This is a genomic window from Filimonas effusa (genome assembly GCF_004118675.1).
Classification (GTDB): domain Bacteria; phylum Bacteroidota; class Bacteroidia; order Chitinophagales; family Chitinophagaceae; genus Filimonas; species Filimonas effusa.
In genome coordinates, this window is record NZ_SDHZ01000001.1 from 1,712,073 (window position 1) to 1,730,777 (window position 18,705).

15 protein-coding genes are annotated in these 18,705 nt (G+C 46.8%); 8 read left to right on the forward strand and 7 right to left on the reverse strand.

Translation table 11 applies throughout. The features are described from left to right. The first annotated feature begins 52 nt into the window (after positions 1-52). The 3 genes from folK to ESB13_RS06390 are packed head-to-tail and all read left to right on the forward strand — an operon-like array spanning position 53 to position 2,477. Positions 53-535 (forward strand): 2-amino-4-hydroxy-6-hydroxymethyldihydropteridine diphosphokinase, encoded by a 483-nt coding sequence (gene folK, locus ESB13_RS06380; protein WP_129002179.1) that lies wholly within the window; start codon positions 53-55, stop codon positions 533-535. Between the two features lie 42 nt (positions 536-577). Continuing rightward, positions 578-1,210, forward strand: coding sequence for a deoxynucleoside kinase (locus tag ESB13_RS06385; protein WP_129002180.1), 633 nt, complete (start codon positions 578-580; stop codon positions 1,208-1,210). Between the two features lie 16 nt (positions 1,211-1,226). Then, positions 1,227-2,477 carry an MFS transporter gene (locus ESB13_RS06390; protein ID WP_246022452.1) on the forward strand — a complete coding sequence of 417 codons (1,251 nt, stop codon included), beginning with the start codon at positions 1,227-1,229 and terminating at the stop codon, positions 2,475-2,477. A gap of 56 nt (positions 2,478-2,533) precedes the next feature. On the opposite strand, the gene ESB13_RS06395 is transcribed toward ESB13_RS06390, so the two are convergent. Beyond that, positions 2,534-4,789 carry a cation:proton antiporter domain-containing protein gene (locus tag ESB13_RS06395; protein WP_129002182.1) on the reverse strand — a complete coding sequence of 752 codons (2,256 nt, stop codon included), beginning with the start codon at positions 4,787-4,789 and terminating at the stop codon, positions 2,534-2,536. A gap of 69 nt (positions 4,790-4,858) precedes the next feature. Continuing rightward, entirely contained in the window at positions 4,859-5,359 is a 501-nt protein-coding gene (locus ESB13_RS06400) for a YkgJ family cysteine cluster protein (RefSeq protein ID WP_246022454.1), read from the reverse strand. A gap of 265 nt (positions 5,360-5,624) precedes the next feature. Here ESB13_RS06400 and gcvP point away from each other — a divergent pair, with 265 nt between their 5' ends. Then, positions 5,625-8,513: an aminomethyl-transferring glycine dehydrogenase gene (gcvP, locus tag ESB13_RS06405; RefSeq protein ID WP_129002183.1), complete on the forward strand. Its 2,889-nt coding sequence runs from the start codon at positions 5,625-5,627 to the stop codon at positions 8,511-8,513. A gap of 40 nt (positions 8,514-8,553) precedes the next feature. Further along, positions 8,554-9,516, forward strand: a complete 963-nt coding sequence (locus ESB13_RS06410; protein ID WP_129002184.1) for a Gfo/Idh/MocA family protein — start codon at positions 8,554-8,556, stop codon at positions 9,514-9,516. A gap of 75 nt (positions 9,517-9,591) precedes the next feature. Here the strand turns inward: ESB13_RS06410 and ESB13_RS06415 are convergent, their stop codons facing one another. The 3 genes from ESB13_RS06415 to glmM all read right to left on the reverse strand — a co-directional run bounded on the left by ESB13_RS06415 (position 9,592) and on the right by glmM (position 13,097). Continuing rightward, complete coding sequence (locus ESB13_RS06415) at positions 9,592-10,326, reverse strand: 2-C-methyl-D-erythritol 4-phosphate cytidylyltransferase (RefSeq protein ID WP_129002185.1); 735 nt, start codon at positions 10,324-10,326, stop codon at positions 9,592-9,594. A 78-nt stretch (positions 10,327-10,404) separates the two neighbouring features. Further along, positions 10,405-11,532 (reverse strand): cysteine desulfurase family protein, encoded by a 1,128-nt coding sequence (locus tag ESB13_RS06420; protein WP_129002186.1) that lies wholly within the window; start codon positions 11,530-11,532, stop codon positions 10,405-10,407. Positions 11,533-11,714: 182 nt separating this feature from the next. Further along, positions 11,715-13,097 (reverse strand): phosphoglucosamine mutase, encoded by a 1,383-nt coding sequence (glmM, locus tag ESB13_RS06425; RefSeq protein WP_129002187.1) that lies wholly within the window; start codon positions 13,095-13,097, stop codon positions 11,715-11,717. Between the two features lie 98 nt (positions 13,098-13,195). Here glmM and ESB13_RS06430 point away from each other — a divergent pair, with 98 nt between their 5' ends. Beyond that, complete coding sequence (locus ESB13_RS06430) at positions 13,196-13,945, forward strand: class I SAM-dependent methyltransferase (protein ID WP_129002188.1); 750 nt, start codon at positions 13,196-13,198, stop codon at positions 13,943-13,945. 59 nt (positions 13,946-14,004) lie between these two features. Here ESB13_RS06430 and ESB13_RS06435 read toward each other — a convergent pair whose 3' ends face one another. Beyond that, positions 14,005-16,008, reverse strand: coding sequence for an LTA synthase family protein (locus ESB13_RS06435; protein ID WP_129002189.1), 2,004 nt, complete (start codon positions 16,006-16,008; stop codon positions 14,005-14,007). A gap of 168 nt (positions 16,009-16,176) precedes the next feature. Here ESB13_RS06435 and ESB13_RS06440 point away from each other — a divergent pair, with 168 nt between their 5' ends. Beyond that, the gene (locus tag ESB13_RS06440; RefSeq protein ID WP_129002190.1) at positions 16,177-16,803 is read left to right on the forward strand and encodes a phosphatase PAP2 family protein; all 627 of its coding nucleotides are present in this window, start codon (positions 16,177-16,179) and stop codon (positions 16,801-16,803) included. A 37-nt stretch (positions 16,804-16,840) separates the two neighbouring features. Further along, a complete protein-coding gene (locus ESB13_RS06445) occupies positions 16,841-18,127 on the forward strand; it encodes a hemolysin family protein (protein WP_129002191.1) in 1,287 nt (428 codons plus the stop codon). A 49-nt stretch (positions 18,128-18,176) separates the two neighbouring features. Here ESB13_RS06445 and ESB13_RS06450 read toward each other — a convergent pair whose 3' ends face one another. Beyond that, positions 18,177-18,668: a DUF6702 family protein gene (locus tag ESB13_RS06450; RefSeq protein WP_129002192.1), complete on the reverse strand. Its 492-nt coding sequence runs from the start codon at positions 18,666-18,668 to the stop codon at positions 18,177-18,179. Between the last annotated feature and the right edge of the window lie 37 nt (positions 18,669-18,705).

Consider the following 18,705-nt stretch of genomic DNA (forward strand, 5'->3'; position numbering starts at 1 on the left):
CTGTGCGTTTATTAAAAATAAAGATATTTGAAGCTTGTTATCCCAGGAATTTATGAATAGAGCATACCTTTTGATAGGCGGTAATTTGGGCGACCGAACGGCATATTTAGACCGTGCCAAGGAATTGATACAGGAGCGCTGTGGCATATTGGCAAAGGTATCGGCTATTTATGAAACTGCCGCATGGGGATTAGAAGAACAGCCTGATTTCTACAATCAGGCGCTTTTACTTGAAACTGAGCTCAGTGCAGGCCCCCTCATGCAGCAATTACTGGATATAGAACTGGTGCTGGGGCGGAAAAGGGATCTCAAGATGGGCCCCCGTACGATAGATATCGACATTTTGCTCTTTAATGATGAGATCATGGCTACGCCGCTGATAACCGTACCGCATCCGCGGCTTCCCTCCCGCCGGTTTGCGCTGTTACCCCTGGTGGAAATAGCAGCCGAGGTGGTTCATCCACAGCTTCATGAAACCATAACCAGGTTACTGGCTTTGTGCACGGATACACTGGATGTGCATAAAATTTCGTAGAAACTGGCAAGGGGTTTTTAATTTTGAGCGCATAATCACGTAATGAAGTATCATTTTATCACGATAGAAGGGAGTATAGGAGCCGGAAAGACCACGCTGGCCCATTTACTGGCGAAGAAACTAAATACAAGATTAATACTTGAGGAATTTGCTGATAATCCGTTTTTACCCAAGTTTTACGAAAACCCCAAGCAATATGCTTTTCCGCTGGAGCTCTTCTTTATGGCGGAGCGTTTTAAGCAGCAAAAGGAATTACTGCATACCAATGATCTGTTTCAGCATGTCACCGTATCGGACTATCTTTTTACCAAATGCCTGCTTTTTGCGAAGATGAACCTGCCTGAAGAGGAGTTTCGTTTATACCAGAAGCTGTTTGACATCATGTACCAGCAGCTGACCTTCCCGGATATACTGATCTACCTGCATTCACCTGTTACCAGATTACAGGCCAATATCCGTAAGCGGAACCGTTCGTATGAACAGCAAATACCTGATGAATACCTGTTTAACATACAGGAAACATATACCAATTACATCCGGCAGCATAATATTAAAACGATCATTATTGATGCCAGCAATGCGGATTTCCTGGGAAACGAGGCACATCTCCAGGTAGTGCTCGACGCCCTGGAAAAGGATTATGATACCGGGCAGCATTTTTTTACGCTGCCTTAGTAAACGAAAAACAGATATGGCTAGTGACAGTACGGTTAAAAACGACCCTTTTATTGCACTCAAGACAGTGGAATTAAGACATCTTCTTTCGGGGCGGTTCCTTTTCATCATGTCGCTAAGGATGATGAGCACTGTGCTTGGCTGGTGGATATTCAATCTTACGAATGCTCCTTTTGCGATAGGGCTTATCGGTTTATCGGAGATCATTCCTGCCATCTCGCTGGCGTTGTATGCGGGGCATGTGATAGATCTGAGTGAGAAGCGCAAGCTTTTGCTCACGGGGATCTCGCTTTACCTGGTGGCGGTGCTGATACTTTTACTGCTGGCAACCCCTTATACAGCAAGACATTTCAGTAATCACTGGATAGCGGTGTTCATTTACATCACGATATTCGGAACGGGCATTGTGCGTGCATTTGCGGGTCCTGTATTCAATGTGATACTGGCATCGGTTGTACCACGTGAAAACCTTCCCAATGCGACCACCTGGAACCAGGGCACCTATCTTATGGGATCGGTAAGCGGGCATGCCATAGGAGGTTTTCTGATAGCGGGATTAGGTATATTAGGCGCCTTTGGCGTTATAGCGGCCCTTATCGTAATATCCATAGCCATCGTGTTTCAGCTAAAGCCCAAACCTCCATTGAATGTAAAAGGAGAGAAAAAGACCTGGGATAGTGTAAAGGAGGGCGTCAATTTTGTGTTTAAGACCAAGGAGCTGCTGGGTGCGGTTTCTCTTGATATGTTCGCCGTTCTGTTCGGAGGTGCAGTGGCAATGGTTCCCGTATATGCAAGAGATATTCTGCATGTTGGTCCGCAAGGTTATGGCTTTCTTAATGGCGCCGCAGATATTGGTGCTATTTTCAGTGTGCTATTACTTACTTTATTTCCGCTGCGAAAGAAACAAGGCACCCGTTTACTGGTAGCAGTTGCGGGATTCGGGCTTTGCATCATATTGTTTGCGGTTTCGCGGATGTTCTGGTTATCTTTCGTGGCCCTGATGTTCAGTGGCATTCTCGACGGTATCAGTGTTGTGGTGCGTGGCACCATTATGCAGTTGAAGACGCCTGACAATATGCGCGGCAGGGTGTTAAGCGTTAATTCCATGTTCATCAATTCCAGTAATGAGCTTGGGCAATTTGAAAGCGGGCTTACCGCCAAGCTGATGGGGGTTATCCCTTCGGTGATCTTTGGCGGCTGTATGACGCTGGCGGTGGTGATAGTTACCTGGATCAAGGCGCCATCACTAAGAAAAATGGAGTACTAGCCGGACAAGCAGCTATACCCGATAGTACCGGAGTCTACCGGGTATGATCCTTTGTATTATTGATCGTGACGTACATACAGTTGCTGGATGCGGCGGCGGTCGCCTACAATCCAGATAACATCATCCCAGGCGAAGACAGTGTCTGAGGCCGGGTTGAGAATGCGGCGGCCATCCCTTTCGATGCCTACCACGAGGCCGTTGGTTTTTTCGCGGATACCGGACAGGCGGATGGTATTTCCTTTAAGTTTCGTGTTTTCGTCTACTATGATCTTTTGCAGCACAATGTTTTCGCGGTCGTCGCTCTCTTCTTCGTAAACCCTCTCGGCGGAGTTATCGTCGAGTAAAGGACGTAGCTGCATCAGCTGCTGATCGGTGCCTATGACGCCTATGGTGTCGAAGGGATAGATCTTTTCATAACGCTGGGGGGCATAGATCATTTTGCCGCCGCGTTCTATATAGGCTATGTTGATACCGAAGGTTTCGCGCCAAGCCAGTTCTTCGAGCGTTTTACCTACGTAGTTGGCATGGGGGCTGATCTCGAAATCGGCCAGGTGTGCATCCCATGGGGAAAGGCTGGCTTTGGGCGTTTCGGCTGCGGGGCTTTCCGCTTCACGTTCGTTGAGGTTATTGAGGAAACGTTTTTCGATGCGGCTGTAGAAGTTTTGCACCCGTTTGCGGAACACCAGCAATACGACGATGATAACAGGAATCGCTACGAGGATAGCTACTATACCGGAGAACAATCGATCGACCAGCAGCGCCAGCAAGAGCACAGCCAGAACGTTTCTCAGTATTTCGATCATCACCAGCGGGCCGCGGTTGTATTTCTTATCGAGCCACAGGTTGGCATAGGCGAACGAATCGGGTCGTTTTGCCATCATTGCCCATAAAAACGGTGCAATAGCGGCGAGGCTAATGATGAGGATGAGAATGTTGGCTACCGTTGGGTTGGCAATCCTGGACTGTACAAACGGCGCTACGAAAGTTGAGAACAGCAGGATGATAGCTATTACTATTACCAGGTTGGTAAGGATGATTGAAAGATAAGATTTCAATACTGCTTTCCAATCGCTTTCGGCCTGGATAGATTGCGTTCCCGAGGAATATTTATTCAGTCCGTTGATAAGCCGTGCGGGTAATACCTTATTCAGAAAGTTATAGAACGGTTCTGAAAGGCGGATCATGTAAGGCGTGGTAAAAGTGGTAATGGCAGACACTGCTACGGCAATAGGGTACAGGAAATCGCTTGTTACCTTAAGCGTTAAGCCGAGGGTAGCGATGATGAACGAGAACTCCCCTATTTGTGCAAGGCTCATGCCTGCCTGGATAGATTGTTTCAAGGGCTGACCTGAGAGAATGGCTCCGAGTGATGTAGAGAGCAGTTTTCCACCTATGGTAAGCACTGTAATGATCAATACGGGCCAGCCGTGCTGGATGATGGTAGAGGGATCGATAAGGATACCTACCGAGATAAAGAATACGGCAGCGAAGAGATCTTTCACAGGTTTCACCAGGTGTTCGATACGTTCAGCGACCGTGGTTTCGGCGAGGATGGAGCCCATTACGAAGGCACCGAGTGCAGGAGAAAAGCCTACCTGAGTAGCCAGCACCACCATACCCAGGCAAAGTGCGAGGGCAAGAATGAGTAACATTTCTTCGTTCAGCAATTTCCGGGCTTTCCTGAGGAAGGTGGGCAGGATAAAGATGCCTGCCAGAAACCATAAGGAGAGGAAGAACAAGAGTTTGAGAACGGAGAACAGCATTTCGGAGCCTGCAAACTGGCGGCTTACTGCCAGGGTAGACAAGAGCACCAGCAATAAAATAGCAACAAGATCTTCTACGATAAGAACGCCAAAAACAATGCGGGCGAACTGCTGGCTTTTTACGCCAAGTTCTTCGAAGGCCCTGATGATAATGGTAGTAGATGAAACGGATAAGATACCACCGAGGAAGACGCAGTCCATCAACGACCATCCCATGAGGCTGCCTGCGGCATAACCAATGAGGAGCATGCCTATGATCTCTACGATAGCGGTGATAGAGGCGGTGCCTCCCACACGGACCAGTTTTTTAAAGCTAAATTCGAGGCCCAGGCTAAAGAGGAGGAAGATCACTCCTATTTCGGCAAGGACATTAATGTTATCGGTATCGACAACGGTGGGGACTATGGAGATATGAGGTCCTACGAGGAGGCCTGCAATGATATATCCCAACACCAGGGGTTGCCTGAGACGTTTGAACAATAAGGTTGTAATGGCACCGGCGATCAAGATGAGCGCCAGATCTTCAATCAGTTTGGGCAAATGCGTCATAGACAATACTTTTAAACTTACACCATGCTGTTACCAATATCCCAGGCCAGTTTTGTCACCGAACGCATGTTATTTCACGGTCATCAATTTTTCGAGTACGTAATAAACGGCGGCACAAAAACTGGCATTTTTTTGCGTGATCTGCGGTCTTTTCAGCAATACATCCTCATTTGTATAAGGAAAACGCTCACAATCCGACGGACGCACCTCATAAATACTGCAATAGTTATCCGCTCCCAAAAACGGGCAAGGTGAAGCTTTCACCACGAAATCACCATCTTCATCCAATCTCAGGTACTTTTCTATAAACTCTCCCTCTTTCAGCTTCAGATGTTTGCTGATCCTTTTGAGATCAGGCGTTTTAAAACGCGGAGAATAGTTTTTGCAACAGGCAGCACAATCCAGGCAATTGATCTTCTCAAAAGCTTCGTCATGAAGGGCCGGCAACCGTTTCAATACCTTGTTTTTATCCGCTTTCTGCAGAAACTGCCGGTACTGTTTGCTGTGGTCGGCGGAACGCTTCTGCCAGTTGTCAAGTTTAATCTCCTCCATTTCCCATCGGCGGCCCATAGGAGCCGCATTCCAATATATTAATTTTTAGATTATGCGGGCAAAGATAACCCAAATCGGCGGGAAGGCCAGCCCATAACGGCAATGAAATTTATTTAACAACCGGGTTATTTTGCATTCGAGGCTGCGAAGAACCGGTCGGTTTAGGAAAAAATGTCTAACAACGCTGCGGAAAGCTTGCGATTTGATTAATACGCCAATAAAATCGTTGCAACCTCGTAACTTTGCGCATTCTTTCAAAAAAGGTCAACCTCATTTGTCATCTATGAATTTATTTACTGCCCAATCGTCAGAATTTGCACAAAGACATATTGGTGTTAATGAAGCGGATACCAAGGCCATGCTGGAAACTATCGGCGTTGATTCGGTAGAAACATTAATAAGCCGTACTATTCCCGAAGCGATCAGGTTACAGGCTCCTTTGCAGTTACCTGCCTCTGTGAGTGAATTTGAATATCTGCAGGAGCTGAAGCAAACGGCGGCGAAGAACAAGCTGTTCAGGACCTATATAGGACAAGGTTATTACAATACGATCACGCCCAGTGTGATCCTTCGCAATATTTTTGAGAACCCAGGATGGTATACCCAGTACACTCCTTACCAGGCTGAGATATCGCAGGGCAGGTTAGAGAGCCTGTTAAATTTCCAGACAATGGTATCGGACCTTACGGGTATGGAGCTTACCAATGCTTCGCTGCTCGATGAGGCTACTTCTGCTGCAGAGGCGATGGCGATGCTGTTTCACCATGTGAACAAGGCGGATAAGATCACCAGGCCCAAATTCTTTGTCGATAATGCGGTATTTGCGCAAACCAAAGATGTACTGGTAACAAGGGCCACTCCTATCAATATAGAGCTGGTGTTCGGAGAATATCAGAAAGTATTACTTGACGATACTTATTTCGGCGCTCTTGTACAATATCCCAACAGCAATGGCAGCATTGAAGATTACAGGGGCTTTATTGCCAATGTACACAATGCAGGTGGTTTTGTGGTGATGGCTGCCGACCTGCTGTCGCTGACCTTACTTACGCCTCCGGGAGAACTTGGCGCTGACGTAGCTGTAGGCAGCTCTCAACGTTTTGGCGTTCCGCTGGGTTATGGCGGACCTCATGCTGCTTTTTTTGCTACCAAAGATGAATTCAAACGCGGCATTCCCGGCCGGATCATTGGTGTTAGTATTGATTCGAAAGGTAACCGTGCGCTTCGTATGGCGCTTCAAACCAGGGAGCAGCATATTAAACGTGAAAAAGCAACTTCCAATATCTGTACGGCACAGGCGCTGCTGGCCAATATGGCTGCGATGTACGCGGTTTATCATGGACCTGCGGGGCTGAAAAACATTGCGTCACGCGTCGCATTACTTACACAGACACTGGCCGAATCGCTGGAGGAGCTGGGTTATAAGCATGTTTACAACCAATATTTCGACACATTGAAAATAGAGGCTGACGCCGCGGCTGTACGTGCTGTTGCTGAAAAACATGAAGTAAACTTCCATTATTTCAATGACGGGCATATAGGCATTACCCTTGATGAAACCACTACCCAGAAAGATGTACTCGATATCGTGTATGTTTTTGCCGAGGTAAACGGGCTGAATGAAGCTACCATTGGTTTTGACGAAGAGGGATATGAATTAAAAGGCATTCCTGCCTTTGCGGTACGCAGTTCTGCTTACCTGACACACCCTGTATTCAACACACATCACAGCGAAAGCCAGATGATGCGTTATATCAAGCAACTTGAGAACAAAGATCTTTCTCTTAATACCAGCATGATCAGTCTTGGCAGCTGTACCATGAAGCTGAATGCTGCCACTGAGATGCTGCCTGTAAGCTGGCCTGCTTTTAGTCAGCTGCATCCATTTGTTCCTGCTGACCAGGCCAAGGGTTACCAGCAGATCATTGGTGAGTTGAGCAGCTACCTGTGCACTATTACAGGATTTGATGCGTGCAGCCTGCAGCCCAACAGCGGCGCGCAGGGTGAATATGCGGGTTTACTGACCATTATGGCTTATCACCAGGCAGCGGGTAATGCGCACAGGAATGTGGTACTTATCCCTATTTCGGCCCACGGCACCAATCCTGCGAGCGCTGTTATGGCGGGCATGCAGGTGGTAGTGGTGAAGAGTGATGAAGACGGGCATATAGATGTTGCAGATCTGAAGGCGAAAGCTGAACAGTACAAAGACACCTTAGGCGGTTTGATGGTAACCTACCCTTCGACCCACGGAGTGTTTGAAGAAAGCATTAAAGAGATCTGTTCTGTTATACACCAGTATGGCGGGCAGGTTTATATGGATGGAGCGAACATGAACGCACAGGTTGGTTTAACTTCTCCTGCCACTATTGGTGCGGATGTTTGTCACCTGAACCTTCATAAAACATTTGCCATCCCTCATGGTGGTGGTGGACCGGGAGTAGGTCCTATTTGCGTTAAATCGCACCTGGCGCCTTATTTACCAGGACACGCTTATTTCGTTGACGGAGAGTGGTCGGCCCAGAATGCGGGTAATGCAGTGAGTGCGGCGGCTTTCGGCAGTGCTTCTATCCTGCTTATCAGCTATGCTTACATAAAAATGCTGGGCGCTGAAGGTGTGAAGAAGGCTACAGCATATGCTATCCTGAATGCCAACTATATGAAGGCAAGACTGGAGAAGTTCTATAAAATACTTTATACCGGCAGTAATGGCAATTGTGCACATGAGTTCATTGTTGACCTGCGTCCATTTAAAGCAACCAGTGGTATAGAAGCTGAGGACGTAGCCAAGCGTCTTATGGACTATGGTTTCCACGCTCCTACCATGAGCTTCCCTGTACCTGGTACCATTATGATAGAGCCAACGGAAAGTGAAGACAAGGCAGAGCTGGATCGTTTCTGTGATGCGCTGATCAATATTTATGAAGAGATAAAGGCGATAGAAAACGGCAGTTGGGACAAGGCTGATAATCCTTTGAAGAATGCGCCTCATACACAGGCTGTGATCTGCGGAGACGAATGGGGCCATGCCTATACGCGCCAGGAAGGCGGGTTCCCGTTATACTATGTAACCCAGAACAAGTTCTGGCCGAGTGTAGCGCGGATCAACAATACTTATGGCGACAGGAACCTTGTTTGTACCTGTGAACCTATAGAGTCGTATATGAGTTAAAAATTGTTAGATTGCATCTTTATAACTAATTATATCTGGCATGCTTAAAATTGGTGTTTTCGGAGTTGGTCATCTTGGCAAGTTTCATTTGAATAACTGGAAGGAAATAGAAGGTATAGAAATTACGGGCTTCTATGATCCAAATGATGAAATGGCCGCAGAGGTCGCCGAAAAGTATCAGTTGAAGCGTTTTACGAATCCCGAGGAGTTAGTAGCTCTTGTGGATGCCATAGATATCATTGCTCCGACGAATCACCATTTCGCGCTTTGCGAGATGGCGATTCGTAAGGGTAAACACATTTTCGTGGAGAAGCCGCTGGCTTATACCATGGAGGAGGCCAGGAAGCTGGTTAATATGGCCAAGGAGGCCAATATAAAAGTACAGGTAGGGCATGTGGAGCGCTTCAATCCTGCTTACCAGGCTATACAGGACATGCCGCTGAATCCTATGTTCATCGAGGTTCACAGGCTGGCCCAGTTCAACCCGCGCGGTACAGAGGTGAGTGTGATACTGGACCTGATGATCCACGATATAGACATTATTTTAAGCCTGGTCAAGAGTGATGTTAAAAACATTTCGGCAAGTGGTGTAGCTGTGATGACGGACACACCAGATATTGCCAACGTACGTATAGAATTCAACAATGGCTGTGTTGCCAATCTGACGAGCAGCCGTATTAGTATGAAGCGGATGCGTAAGATGCGCCTGTTCCAGAAGGATGCCTATATTGGTATAGATTTCCTTGAGAAAAAGACTGAGGTCATCAGGCTTAAACAGCCAGGTGATGACCATTCCTTCACATTTGATCTAGAAACACCTCATGGCACCAAAACCATCGCCATTTCCAATCCTGAGATAGCATCCAGTAATGCGATGAAGGCTGAGCTTATTGCTTTTGCCGATGCTATCAGGCAGAATAAACCTACGCCGGTAAGCGAAATTGACGGTTACCTGGCAATGGAGGTGGCACATAAGATATTGGAAAAGATAGAGAACAGGTAACAGCTGGCAGTTTGCAGCCGGCGGGCGGTATAACCGCTTTTTTCTGAAGACAAGAATTGATGTCAGGCAGGTGATCTATTGCTGTGATCCGGAGATGATGGATTCTGCCAGGAGGAGATCGGCAGGGCGGGTGATCTTGATATTGTTGTATTCACCTTCGGTAAGGAAGATGGGGTGATTAGCGGCTTCTACAACCGTAGCTTCGTCGGTGAATAATGGGTTGTAGGTTTGGGCAAAGGCTTCGAGCAGGAGATTACTCAAGAATGTCTGGGGGGTTTGGATGATACGGATGTTATCACGATTGGCAACCTTAGGGATGCCATTTTCCATTATACGGATGCTATCGGTGGCGGTTACTGCGGGGATAGCGCTTCCTTTTTCTATGGTTTGTTCGTAACAACGGCGGATCAGTTCCTTTGAAATCAAACATCTTACGCCATCGTGAACGAATACAACTGCGTTCTGTGTTTCCGCACTTTCTTCCGATTTATTTACTGCAGTGTTTGCTATTAACCAGTTTTGCAGGGATATTTGGGCCAGGCCATTTTTTACGGAGTGGAAACGCGTTTCCCCGCCATTGACCATTGTTACCCGATGCGCAGCCTGCAGGTCTTCTATTATCTGGTTGCCCTTATCGAAATGTGCTTCAGGAATTACCAGGATGATCTTCAGATCGTCGTAGGCGTCTAAAAATGCCTGTAAGGAGTATTGCAGTACAGGTTTGCCATGCAGTAAGAGAAATTGCTTGGGGGTAGCGCTGCCCATTCTGACACCGGCACCACCTGCTACTATAATTGCGATCTTCTGCATGGACTGTATGTTATTATGCTTTATATCTTATGCTGTGCTTTTTTTGATCCCTGATACGACAGGGCGGGGAGCTCTCTCTCAGATCAAATCTTTCAGCTTTTCCACTACGCGGTCTATTTCTTCTGTGGTATTATGTTTACTGAAGGAGAAACGAACCGTTACCTGGTTAGGGTTGTTATTGATGGCACGGATAACGTGGCTGCCAGCATCGGCGCCGCTTGTACAGGCGCTGCCACCGGAGGCGCAGATGTTATTTATATCGAGGTTGAAAAGGATCATTTCACTTTTCTCTGTTTTTGGAAAACTTACGCTCAGGACCGTGTATAAAGAACGTCCGAGGGGATCGCCATTAAAGAAAACACCTTTAACGTGTTTTTCGAGTTGCTCCATCATGTAAAGCTTAAGGCTTTTGATGTAGCTGCTATCTTTTTCATAGTTCTCTGCAGCCATATCGAGGGCTTTGGCGAAGCCTACAATACCTGCTACGTTTTCGGTTCCTGCGCGCATGTTGCGTTCCTGTGCGCCACCATGAATGAACGGGCTTATTTTCACATTTTCATTGATGTAAAGGATCCCTACACCTTTAGGGCCATGGAACTTATGTCCTGCCCCCGTGATGAAATGAACGGGCGTATTCCTGAGATCGAAGGGGAAGTGTCCGACTGTTTGAACGGTATCGCTATGGAAGATAGCGCCATACTGTTTACAAAGAGCACCCACAGCCTGCAGGTCGATCATATTGCCGACTTCGTTATTGGCGTGCATTAAAGTGACCAGGCATTTCTCTCCGCTTGTTTTGAGTAAATGTTCCAGGTCTTCCATATCGACGTGTCCGTTGGGCAGCAGTTTTACATGACTGAGGGCAGCCTCGCCGGTATGGTAGAGGTGTTCTGTAGCATGTAATGTAGCGTGGTGTTCAATGGGAGAAGTAATAATGTGTTTACATCCGAGGTCACGTATGGCGGCTGTAATAGCAGTGTTGCTGCTTTCGGTACCACCGCTGGTGAAAAAGATCTCAGCAGGGTGCGCATTGAGGGTCCTGGCTACTGTTTTGCGTGCGTTTTCGATGGCAAGCCTGGTTTCACGTCCATAACTATAAATGGAAGAGGGATTACCGAAGTGGGTAGTCAGATAGGGCATCATTGCCTCCAATACAACAGGCTCTAATGCAGTTGTTGCCGCATTATCGAAGTAGATTCTGCTCATGTTCGTGGTGTACTCGGAATTAAGAATTGTCTACAAAAGTAATGTAAAATTACAATGTACAGGTATAAGGCAGTCAAGGAAGTGGGGCGGGGTGCATTTTTATGCAGGTGTAGCTTCCTAAATCGTTACCGCAGCTCCTCTGTTAGCGGTGGTAACGGGAGCTGCGGGCAATTAGATTATGGTTACAGGCATTCTTTGATGTCCTGCATCAGACGTTTGGCGATATTATCGGCAGTAGTTTCGAGTGTGCTTTCGGAATAGATGCGGATGATAGGTTCTGTATTGCTGGTACGCAAGTGTACCCAGTCGCTATCGAACTCTATTTTAAGACCATCTTCCGTATTAATGGGATGGTTCTTATATTTTGACTTGATGTGTTCGAAGATGTTAGCTACATCGATCCCTCCATTCAGTTCTATTTTATTCTTACTCATAAAATAGTTGGTATAGGTATTACGGAGCTGGCGTGCGCTTTTCTGCGTGTTTGCCAAATAAGTAAGGAAGAGTGCAATGCCAATTAAAGCGTCCCTGCCATAGTGCAGATCGGGCACGATAATACCTCCGTTGCCTTCTCCTCCTATCACGGCCTCTACCGCTTTCATTTTATTGACCACATTCACTTCACCTACCGCGCTGGGTGAATACTGTCCACCCTGTTTTTCGGTTACATCTCTTAGCGCTCTTGTTGAAGACATATTACTTACCGTATTACCTTTTCTATGTTGCAATACATAATCGGCAACGGCTACGAGTGTATATTCTTCGCCAAACAGGGAGCCGTCTTCACAAACAAAGCACAACCTATCGACATCCGGGTCGACGGCTATGCCCAGGTGTGCCTGCTGCCTGCTTACTTCGTTACACAGTTCTGTGAGGTGTTGTGGAAGCGGTTCGGGATTGTGTGCGAATTTTCCATTCACATCAGCATTCAAGACAATAATGTCCTCTACGCCGAGCGCTTTCAATAATGCGGGTACAGCAATGGCGCCGGTGCTGTTAATAGCGTCGACCACTATTTTAAAAGACTGTTGTGCGATAGCTTCTTTGTTCACCAGGGGGTAATTAACAACAGCCTCTATATGTTTGGACAATGCCTCCGTATCTGCAGTATAAGCGCCCAGTTTTTCTACCGGTGCGAATTCATAGTTATCGGCTGCTGCCAGTTCGAGTACTTTGGCCCCGGTTTCGCCACTGATGAATTCCCCTTTATGGTTGAGCAGTTTAAGGGCGTTCCATTCTTTGGGGTTATGGCTTGCGGTTAAGATAATGCCACCTGCTGCTTTTTCGAACACTACAGCCATTTCTACTGTGGGCGTTGTGCTAAGGCCGAGGTCCAATACGTCGATACCCATAGCGCTGAGGGTACCCACAACCAACTGCTGTACCATTTCACCGCTGATGCGGCCGTCGCGGCCTATCACCACCTTTTTATTTACGGGATTTTCCTGTAACAGCAGTGTAGCATAAGCTGCTGTAAATTTTACGATATCCAAAGGACTTAAAGTATCTCCTGGTCTTCCTCCTATCGTGCCTCTGATGCCCGATATGCTTTTGATAAGCGGCATATTTTCAAATTTCTAGGCGGCAAACATAACGATTTTTAAGGAAGGGTCTATCTGTTTTGAATGCGGATGATTTACATTTGCAATACACAAGAATATATATGGCTGGAAAAGGATGGTATAAAGATTGGTTCAATTCCCCTTATTATCATTTATTGTATAATAACCGGGATGAAGATGAAGCGTTTCTGTTTATCAAAAAACTGATCGACCATCTGCAACCTCAAAAAGGCAGTACTATGCTGGACGTAGCCTGCGGGAAGGGACGGCATAGCATAGCCCTTGCTGAGATGGGTTTTGACGTAACCGGCATCGATCTTTCGGCAGAATCTATCGAAGCTGCCAAAAGTGCTGAGAACGAGCGACTTCATTTTTATCAGCACGATATGCGTTTGCCTTTCTGGATCAACTATTTTGATTTTGCGTTCAACTTTTTTACCAGTTTCGGGTATTTCAGGACAAGGCGGGAGCATGACAATGCTTTCCGGACCATTGCGCAAAGTCTTAATACCAATGGCATTTTCGTTATCGATTATTTAAACGTTCACTATACGGAAGACAACCTGCAACGTACCGAAACCAAGGTAGTGGATGATACCCTTTTCCGTATTTCACGCTGGCACGATGAAGATCATTTCTTCAAACAAATACAGGTGGAGGATAAGGGCGGCATATTGAAGCACCTTTTCACGGAGAAGGTAGCCAAGTTTTCGCCCGGTGATTTTACCGATATGCTGGCTTACCAGGGTATGCAGGTAAAGGAGATCTACGGTGATTACCAGCTGGGGGCTTATGACATACGGAAGTCGCCGAGGATGATCATTGTTGCGGGGAAGACAAGGCGGAAATAGTTATCAAATACCGGAAGACAATTTTAAAGGGCGTTGATCATTGGTCAACGCCCTTTTTGTTATTTATTCAGTTTCTTTTTATTGTTCAGGAGGAGGTAGCGGGATGTTTCGTAAAAGGCGTTTGTCATGGAGCGGTATTGATGGCGGAGAGAATCGGTGAGCACCACCTTTTCATCTGTTACGATATTGCTGATCTGTTCGAAGCTGTTACCATTTACGCCATAGCTATAGAAATACGGGCTTTTGATGACACCTATCTGTTTGCGTTCGGTATCGATGATAAACGCGCAGTTGCTTTTGCCGGAATCGGCTGCCAGGCGTTTAGGATCGAGAAGGTTCCGGCCGAGTGTAGTGTTGGAATGCGTGATATTGCATAGTCCTGCTACTGTAGGTAAGATATCGATCTGGGATGCGATCATATCGTATTTCTTCGGCTGCAGTAAGGCAGGGGAATAGAACAAAAGCGGCACGTGTTCGGCAGTAAGCACCTGATCGGTATAGGCCCTGGGCAGTATAGCAGAGGCGTCGCCTGCTATGCCATGGTCGCCAACGAAGACGAAGATGGTATTTTTGAAGTAGGGTTGTTTGCGTGCTTCTTCCATAAACTTACGGAAGCAGTAGTCGGTATAGCGGAAGGCGTTAAACTCGTCGAGAGTTTTGAAGCCGTATTTAAGAAGCGAGTCCATGGGCACCCGTTCCTTTTTAAAGTCCTGGCGATCTTCTTCGGGGATGGTGTACGGGCGGTGGTTATCGGCTGTTTGTATAACGGCGAAAAACGGCTTTGACTGCTGTTTCAAGACATTATTAGCTTCCAGGAAAAGGTTTTTATCGCTGATACCCCAAACGTCGATCTTAGGGGCTTTATAGTCGTCCTGTTCATAGAGGTGAAGGCCGGAGAGGTTATTATTGAGCACGCCGCGCAGGTTGGCCCAGCTGGTGCTGCCTCCTATGAAATAGTATTTTTCGTAATTATCGAAGTCGTTGATAATACTGTGCTGGTCTACCGCGGCAGGGTTGCGGCTGGCAGTTTTGAACCATTGCACGTCGGGGATACCTGTAATTGTGGCCCATACGCCTTTGGCAGTTCCGTAAGTAGGCGTAAAGCAGCGGTTGAAGAAAACGCCCTGTTGACAGAGCTGGTTAAAAAACGGCGTAGTATTCAGCGGGTTATTATACATGGAACTTTTGTAGGCGCTGAAAGATTCGCAGATAACGAGCACCACGTTGGGAGAAGCGGCAGAAACCGGGGCGCCGGCAATTTGGCGGTCGAAGCGAAAGGAATTGCTATCGGGCGCATCTACGCCCAGGTAGCTGCTGATCCAGTTGTAATTGGCGCGCAGTTTTGTTTCATCGTAGGTGGCTCCGCGGAAGTTAAGTGTGCTGAAGAATGACTGGAAAGGGTTGAGTGCTATATTGGCGGCGTAATCGCTTTCGAGGTCGAAGGCGTCGCTCCAGCGGAGGGGGTATTGGCCTACACGTCCGAAGATACCCAATGCCAATAGCAGGAAGAAGCCGAAGGCCCAGGCGACCTGGATCCTGCGGTTATTGTAAACCGGGCGTGACAACACCCTGTTATAAGTTAAACGTACGATGCTCAGGACAGCTATGACCACGACGATCAATCCGAGGAGGATCCAACCGAGGTGATAGGTTTGCCAGGCCATGCCGAAGGAGATCTTAGTATCCTCGGCATAGTTGAGCAGTGTAGCGCTCATACGCTGAGAGAGGTAGGCGTAGTTGGCGAAATCGACCATATAAAATATGGTTAAAATAATCACGAAGACGCTCCAGAGCCAGAAAGCGACCCTTTTTCCCCATTTTTTTCTAAGGGGGTGCAGCCAGGGCAGGGATCCGACGAGGAATAAAACGAGGCAGGCGATACATACTATACGGAGGTCGAAGCGCATTCCGAGGATATACGCATCGATCAGAGAGGTCAATTTTTGAGAGGGCGTGCGGAAGGAATAGACCAGAGCTACACGCAAAAGGGTCATCAACAGTAAAAACACAATGCCGAGCTCCCCTATCCACCGAATATAACGGGGTATTTTCAAATTTTTCATGCGGCTGCAAAGGTAAGGATTTGATAATATTGGAATAAGCAGCAGAGTGGTGGATGGTAGATGCGGGTGGTGGATACCGGGATTGGGAGGATGGAACAGGATAACGTGTGGATGTAAATATGGTGATATGACGGGGGCTAATTATTATCAACTACTTATCTTTAGCTTATGATATTATTAAATGCGCCGGACAGCGGCCCCCTGGCTTCCGGTTTTTTAGAGAACCTGAAGTTACTGGATGCCTGGCTGTTCCTCAAGATCAACCAGGAGTGGAATGTACCTTTCCTGGATAGCATTTTTCCGTGGTGGCGCGATCAGAATACGTGGACTCCGTTGTATCTTTTCCTTTTTCTTTTTGTTGTGTTGAATTTTGGGTGGCGTTGTGTGCCCTGGCTGCTGGCAATAGCTTTAACTACTGCGTTAACGGACCAGGTGAGCAGTACTTTGCTGAAGAACTGGATCAACAGGCCAAGGCCGTGTAACGATCCTTTCCTGATGTATTATACGCGGCTTTTGCTGAGCCGTTGTCCGAGCAGCGGCAGTTTTACCTCTTCGCATGCTGCGAATCATTTTGGGGCGGCCGTCTTTTTTTATCTCACCCTAAAGCCCTGGTTCAAGAAATGGGGTTATCTGTTCTTTGTATGGGCGGCAACGGTAAGTTATGGCCAGATATACATAGGCGTTCATTATCCGCTGGATGTTATAGGCGGTGCTGTTATTGGTGGTTTAATAGGACTAATTTCGGCCAGGATCTTCAACAGAAGGTGGCAAATGGAGATTCCTGTGCAGGAATAATCACAGGAATCCTTAGTTTTACAACAGATCACCTCGTATGATAGAAATATTTATTATTCTCGGACTTATTCTGCTGAATGGACTTTTTTCAATGGCTGAGATCGCGCTGGTATCTTCCCGGAGGGCCAGACTAGAAAGCCAGGCCAACAAGGGGGATTTAAAAGCTAAGGAAGCACTTAAACTTGCCACCCATCCCGAAACATTTCTTTCCACGGTTCAGATAGGCATTACGCTGATAGGTATTTTAACCGGTATTTTTTCCGGTGAGAACCTGAAAGATGATATAGTACGCCAGCTTGTGAAGCTACCAGTATTGGTGCCTTACAGCGGTCCGATAGCAACCGCCATACTACTTATCGTTGTCACTTACCTGTCGCTTGTTATCGGGGAACTTGTTCCGAAGCGGCTGGGGCTTAGTATGCCTGAAACCATTGCCAAGAACGTGGCGGCGCCGATGCGGCTGTTAAGCAGGCTTACCTATCCTTTTATTGTATTGCTTACCAAATCGAGCAACCTGCTGGTAAAGCTTTTTCATATCAAAGGTTCCGATGCATCGGTTACAGAGGAAGAGATAAAAGCCATCATTAACGAGGGTACAGAACAAGGAACGATAGAGGAGGCTGAGCAAGAGATCATTGAAAGAGTATTTCATCTTGGCGACAGGAATATTACTTCGCTGATGACACACCGTACTGATATCGTGTGGCTGAATACAGAAGGAACCGTAGCAGACCTAAAGGCCGTTACCAGTGAAACCGCCCATTCGGTGTATCCTGTTTGTGACGGATCGATAGATGCGTTGCAGGGTGTTGTGTACCTTAAAGATCTTTTTCTTTCCGATCCTGCCACTCCACTTACATCGTTCCTGCGGCCTGCGATGTTTGTTCCGGAAAACAATACGGCGTACCAGGTACTTGAGCGGTTTAAAGAAACCAATAATCATTATGCTTTTATCGTTGACGAATATGGCACGATGCAGGGCATGATCACGCTCAATGATATATTACAGGCGATTGTTGGGGATATGGCTCCTGCCAATGAAGATGACTACGAGATAATACAACGTGAAGACGGCAGCTATCTTATCGATGCGCAGATACCCTTCTACGATTTTCTAGCCCGTTTTGATCAAACAGAGTGGATGCATGAAGGGGAGCATGAGTTTGATACACTTGCGGGATTTATATTACACCAGTTGGAACGCATTCCCCAAACCGGAGAAAAGCTTAGCTGGCGCGGTTTTACCTTTGAGATCATTGATATGGATGCACTGAGGATAGATAAGATACTGGTGACAGTTGAGGAAGGAACAGACGGCAAGTAACGGATGGTGAAGGTCAAGAGCCGGCAGCGAAGCATAGCAGGACGATTCTTTAGTTAAAATTCAGGATGATAGAGGATTGAGGGGCTGTTATTTTAGCGCTCTGACGTTTGTTGCTGATAGTGGCGTGGATGATGTGCATTTGGGTTTCGAAAAGTTCGTATAACATATTCGCATTTATACTTAGCGTGCGGGGTTGCGGAAGCTGAGAAGACTGAAGGTAACACCAGGCGGCTTCGCCTTCTTTTTCATAGCCTATATATTGCAGGGATAATGGTTTATTATCGGCTTTTATTAACAAGTGCTGTTGCAGATAAGAAAAGATCATTTTATCGGTTTGGGCTTTGTCTTTGGGATGGCTTAAATCGACCTTTGTTTTATACTGGGTTGCAAGCGCTTTTTCAAAATCGTCGATAAACAGTTTACAACTGATCTCCATGTTTTTTTCAGTAGCATTGTAATTCATCTCCGTTACTGCAACATAAAAGGGATGTAAGATATTTACCATGGCCATCAGCAGCCAGTGACTAAAAACAGTTGCCATTCACCGATAATTTTTTCTTTCTGCAAAAGTGTAACAT

What these genes read in the sequence shown, in the direction of transcription:
- gcvP (WP_129002183.1), top strand. Translation starts at nt 5,625, where the DNA reads ATGAATTTATTTACTGCCCAATCGTCAGAATTTGCACAAAGACATATT.
- ESB13_RS06410 (WP_129002184.1), top strand. Translation starts at nt 8,554, where the DNA reads ATGCTTAAAATTGGTGTTTTCGGAGTTGGTCATCTTGGCAAGTTTCAT.
- ESB13_RS06385 (WP_129002180.1), top strand. Translation starts at nt 578, where the DNA reads ATGAAGTATCATTTTATCACGATAGAAGGGAGTATAGGAGCCGGAAAG.
- glmM (WP_129002187.1), bottom strand. Translation starts at nt 13,097, where the DNA reads ATGCCGCTTATCAAAAGCATATCGGGCATCAGAGGCACGATAGGAGGA.
- ESB13_RS06440 (WP_129002190.1), top strand. Translation starts at nt 16,177, where the DNA reads ATGATATTATTAAATGCGCCGGACAGCGGCCCCCTGGCTTCCGGTTTT.
- ESB13_RS06430 (WP_129002188.1), top strand. Translation starts at nt 13,196, where the DNA reads ATGGCTGGAAAAGGATGGTATAAAGATTGGTTCAATTCCCCTTATTAT.
- folK (WP_129002179.1), top strand. Translation starts at nt 53, where the DNA reads ATGAATAGAGCATACCTTTTGATAGGCGGTAATTTGGGCGACCGAACG.
- ESB13_RS06435 (WP_129002189.1), bottom strand. Translation starts at nt 16,008, where the DNA reads ATGAAAAATTTGAAAATACCCCGTTATATTCGGTGGATAGGGGAGCTC.
- ESB13_RS06400 (WP_246022454.1), bottom strand. Translation starts at nt 5,359, where the DNA reads ATGGGCCGCCGATGGGAAATGGAGGAGATTAAACTTGACAACTGGCAG.
- ESB13_RS06415 (WP_129002185.1), bottom strand. Translation starts at nt 10,326, where the DNA reads ATGCAGAAGATCGCAATTATAGTAGCAGGTGGTGCCGGTGTCAGAATG.
- ESB13_RS06420 (WP_129002186.1), bottom strand. Translation starts at nt 11,532, where the DNA reads ATGAGCAGAATCTACTTCGATAATGCGGCAACAACTGCATTAGAGCCT.
- ESB13_RS06445 (WP_129002191.1), top strand. Translation starts at nt 16,841, where the DNA reads ATGATAGAAATATTTATTATTCTCGGACTTATTCTGCTGAATGGACTT.
- ESB13_RS06395 (WP_129002182.1), bottom strand. Translation starts at nt 4,789, where the DNA reads ATGACGCATTTGCCCAAACTGATTGAAGATCTGGCGCTCATCTTGATC.
- ESB13_RS06450 (WP_129002192.1), bottom strand. Translation starts at nt 18,668, where the DNA reads ATGGCAACTGTTTTTAGTCACTGGCTGCTGATGGCCATGGTAAATATC.
- ESB13_RS06390 (WP_246022452.1), top strand. Translation starts at nt 1,227, where the DNA reads ATGGCTAGTGACAGTACGGTTAAAAACGACCCTTTTATTGCACTCAAG.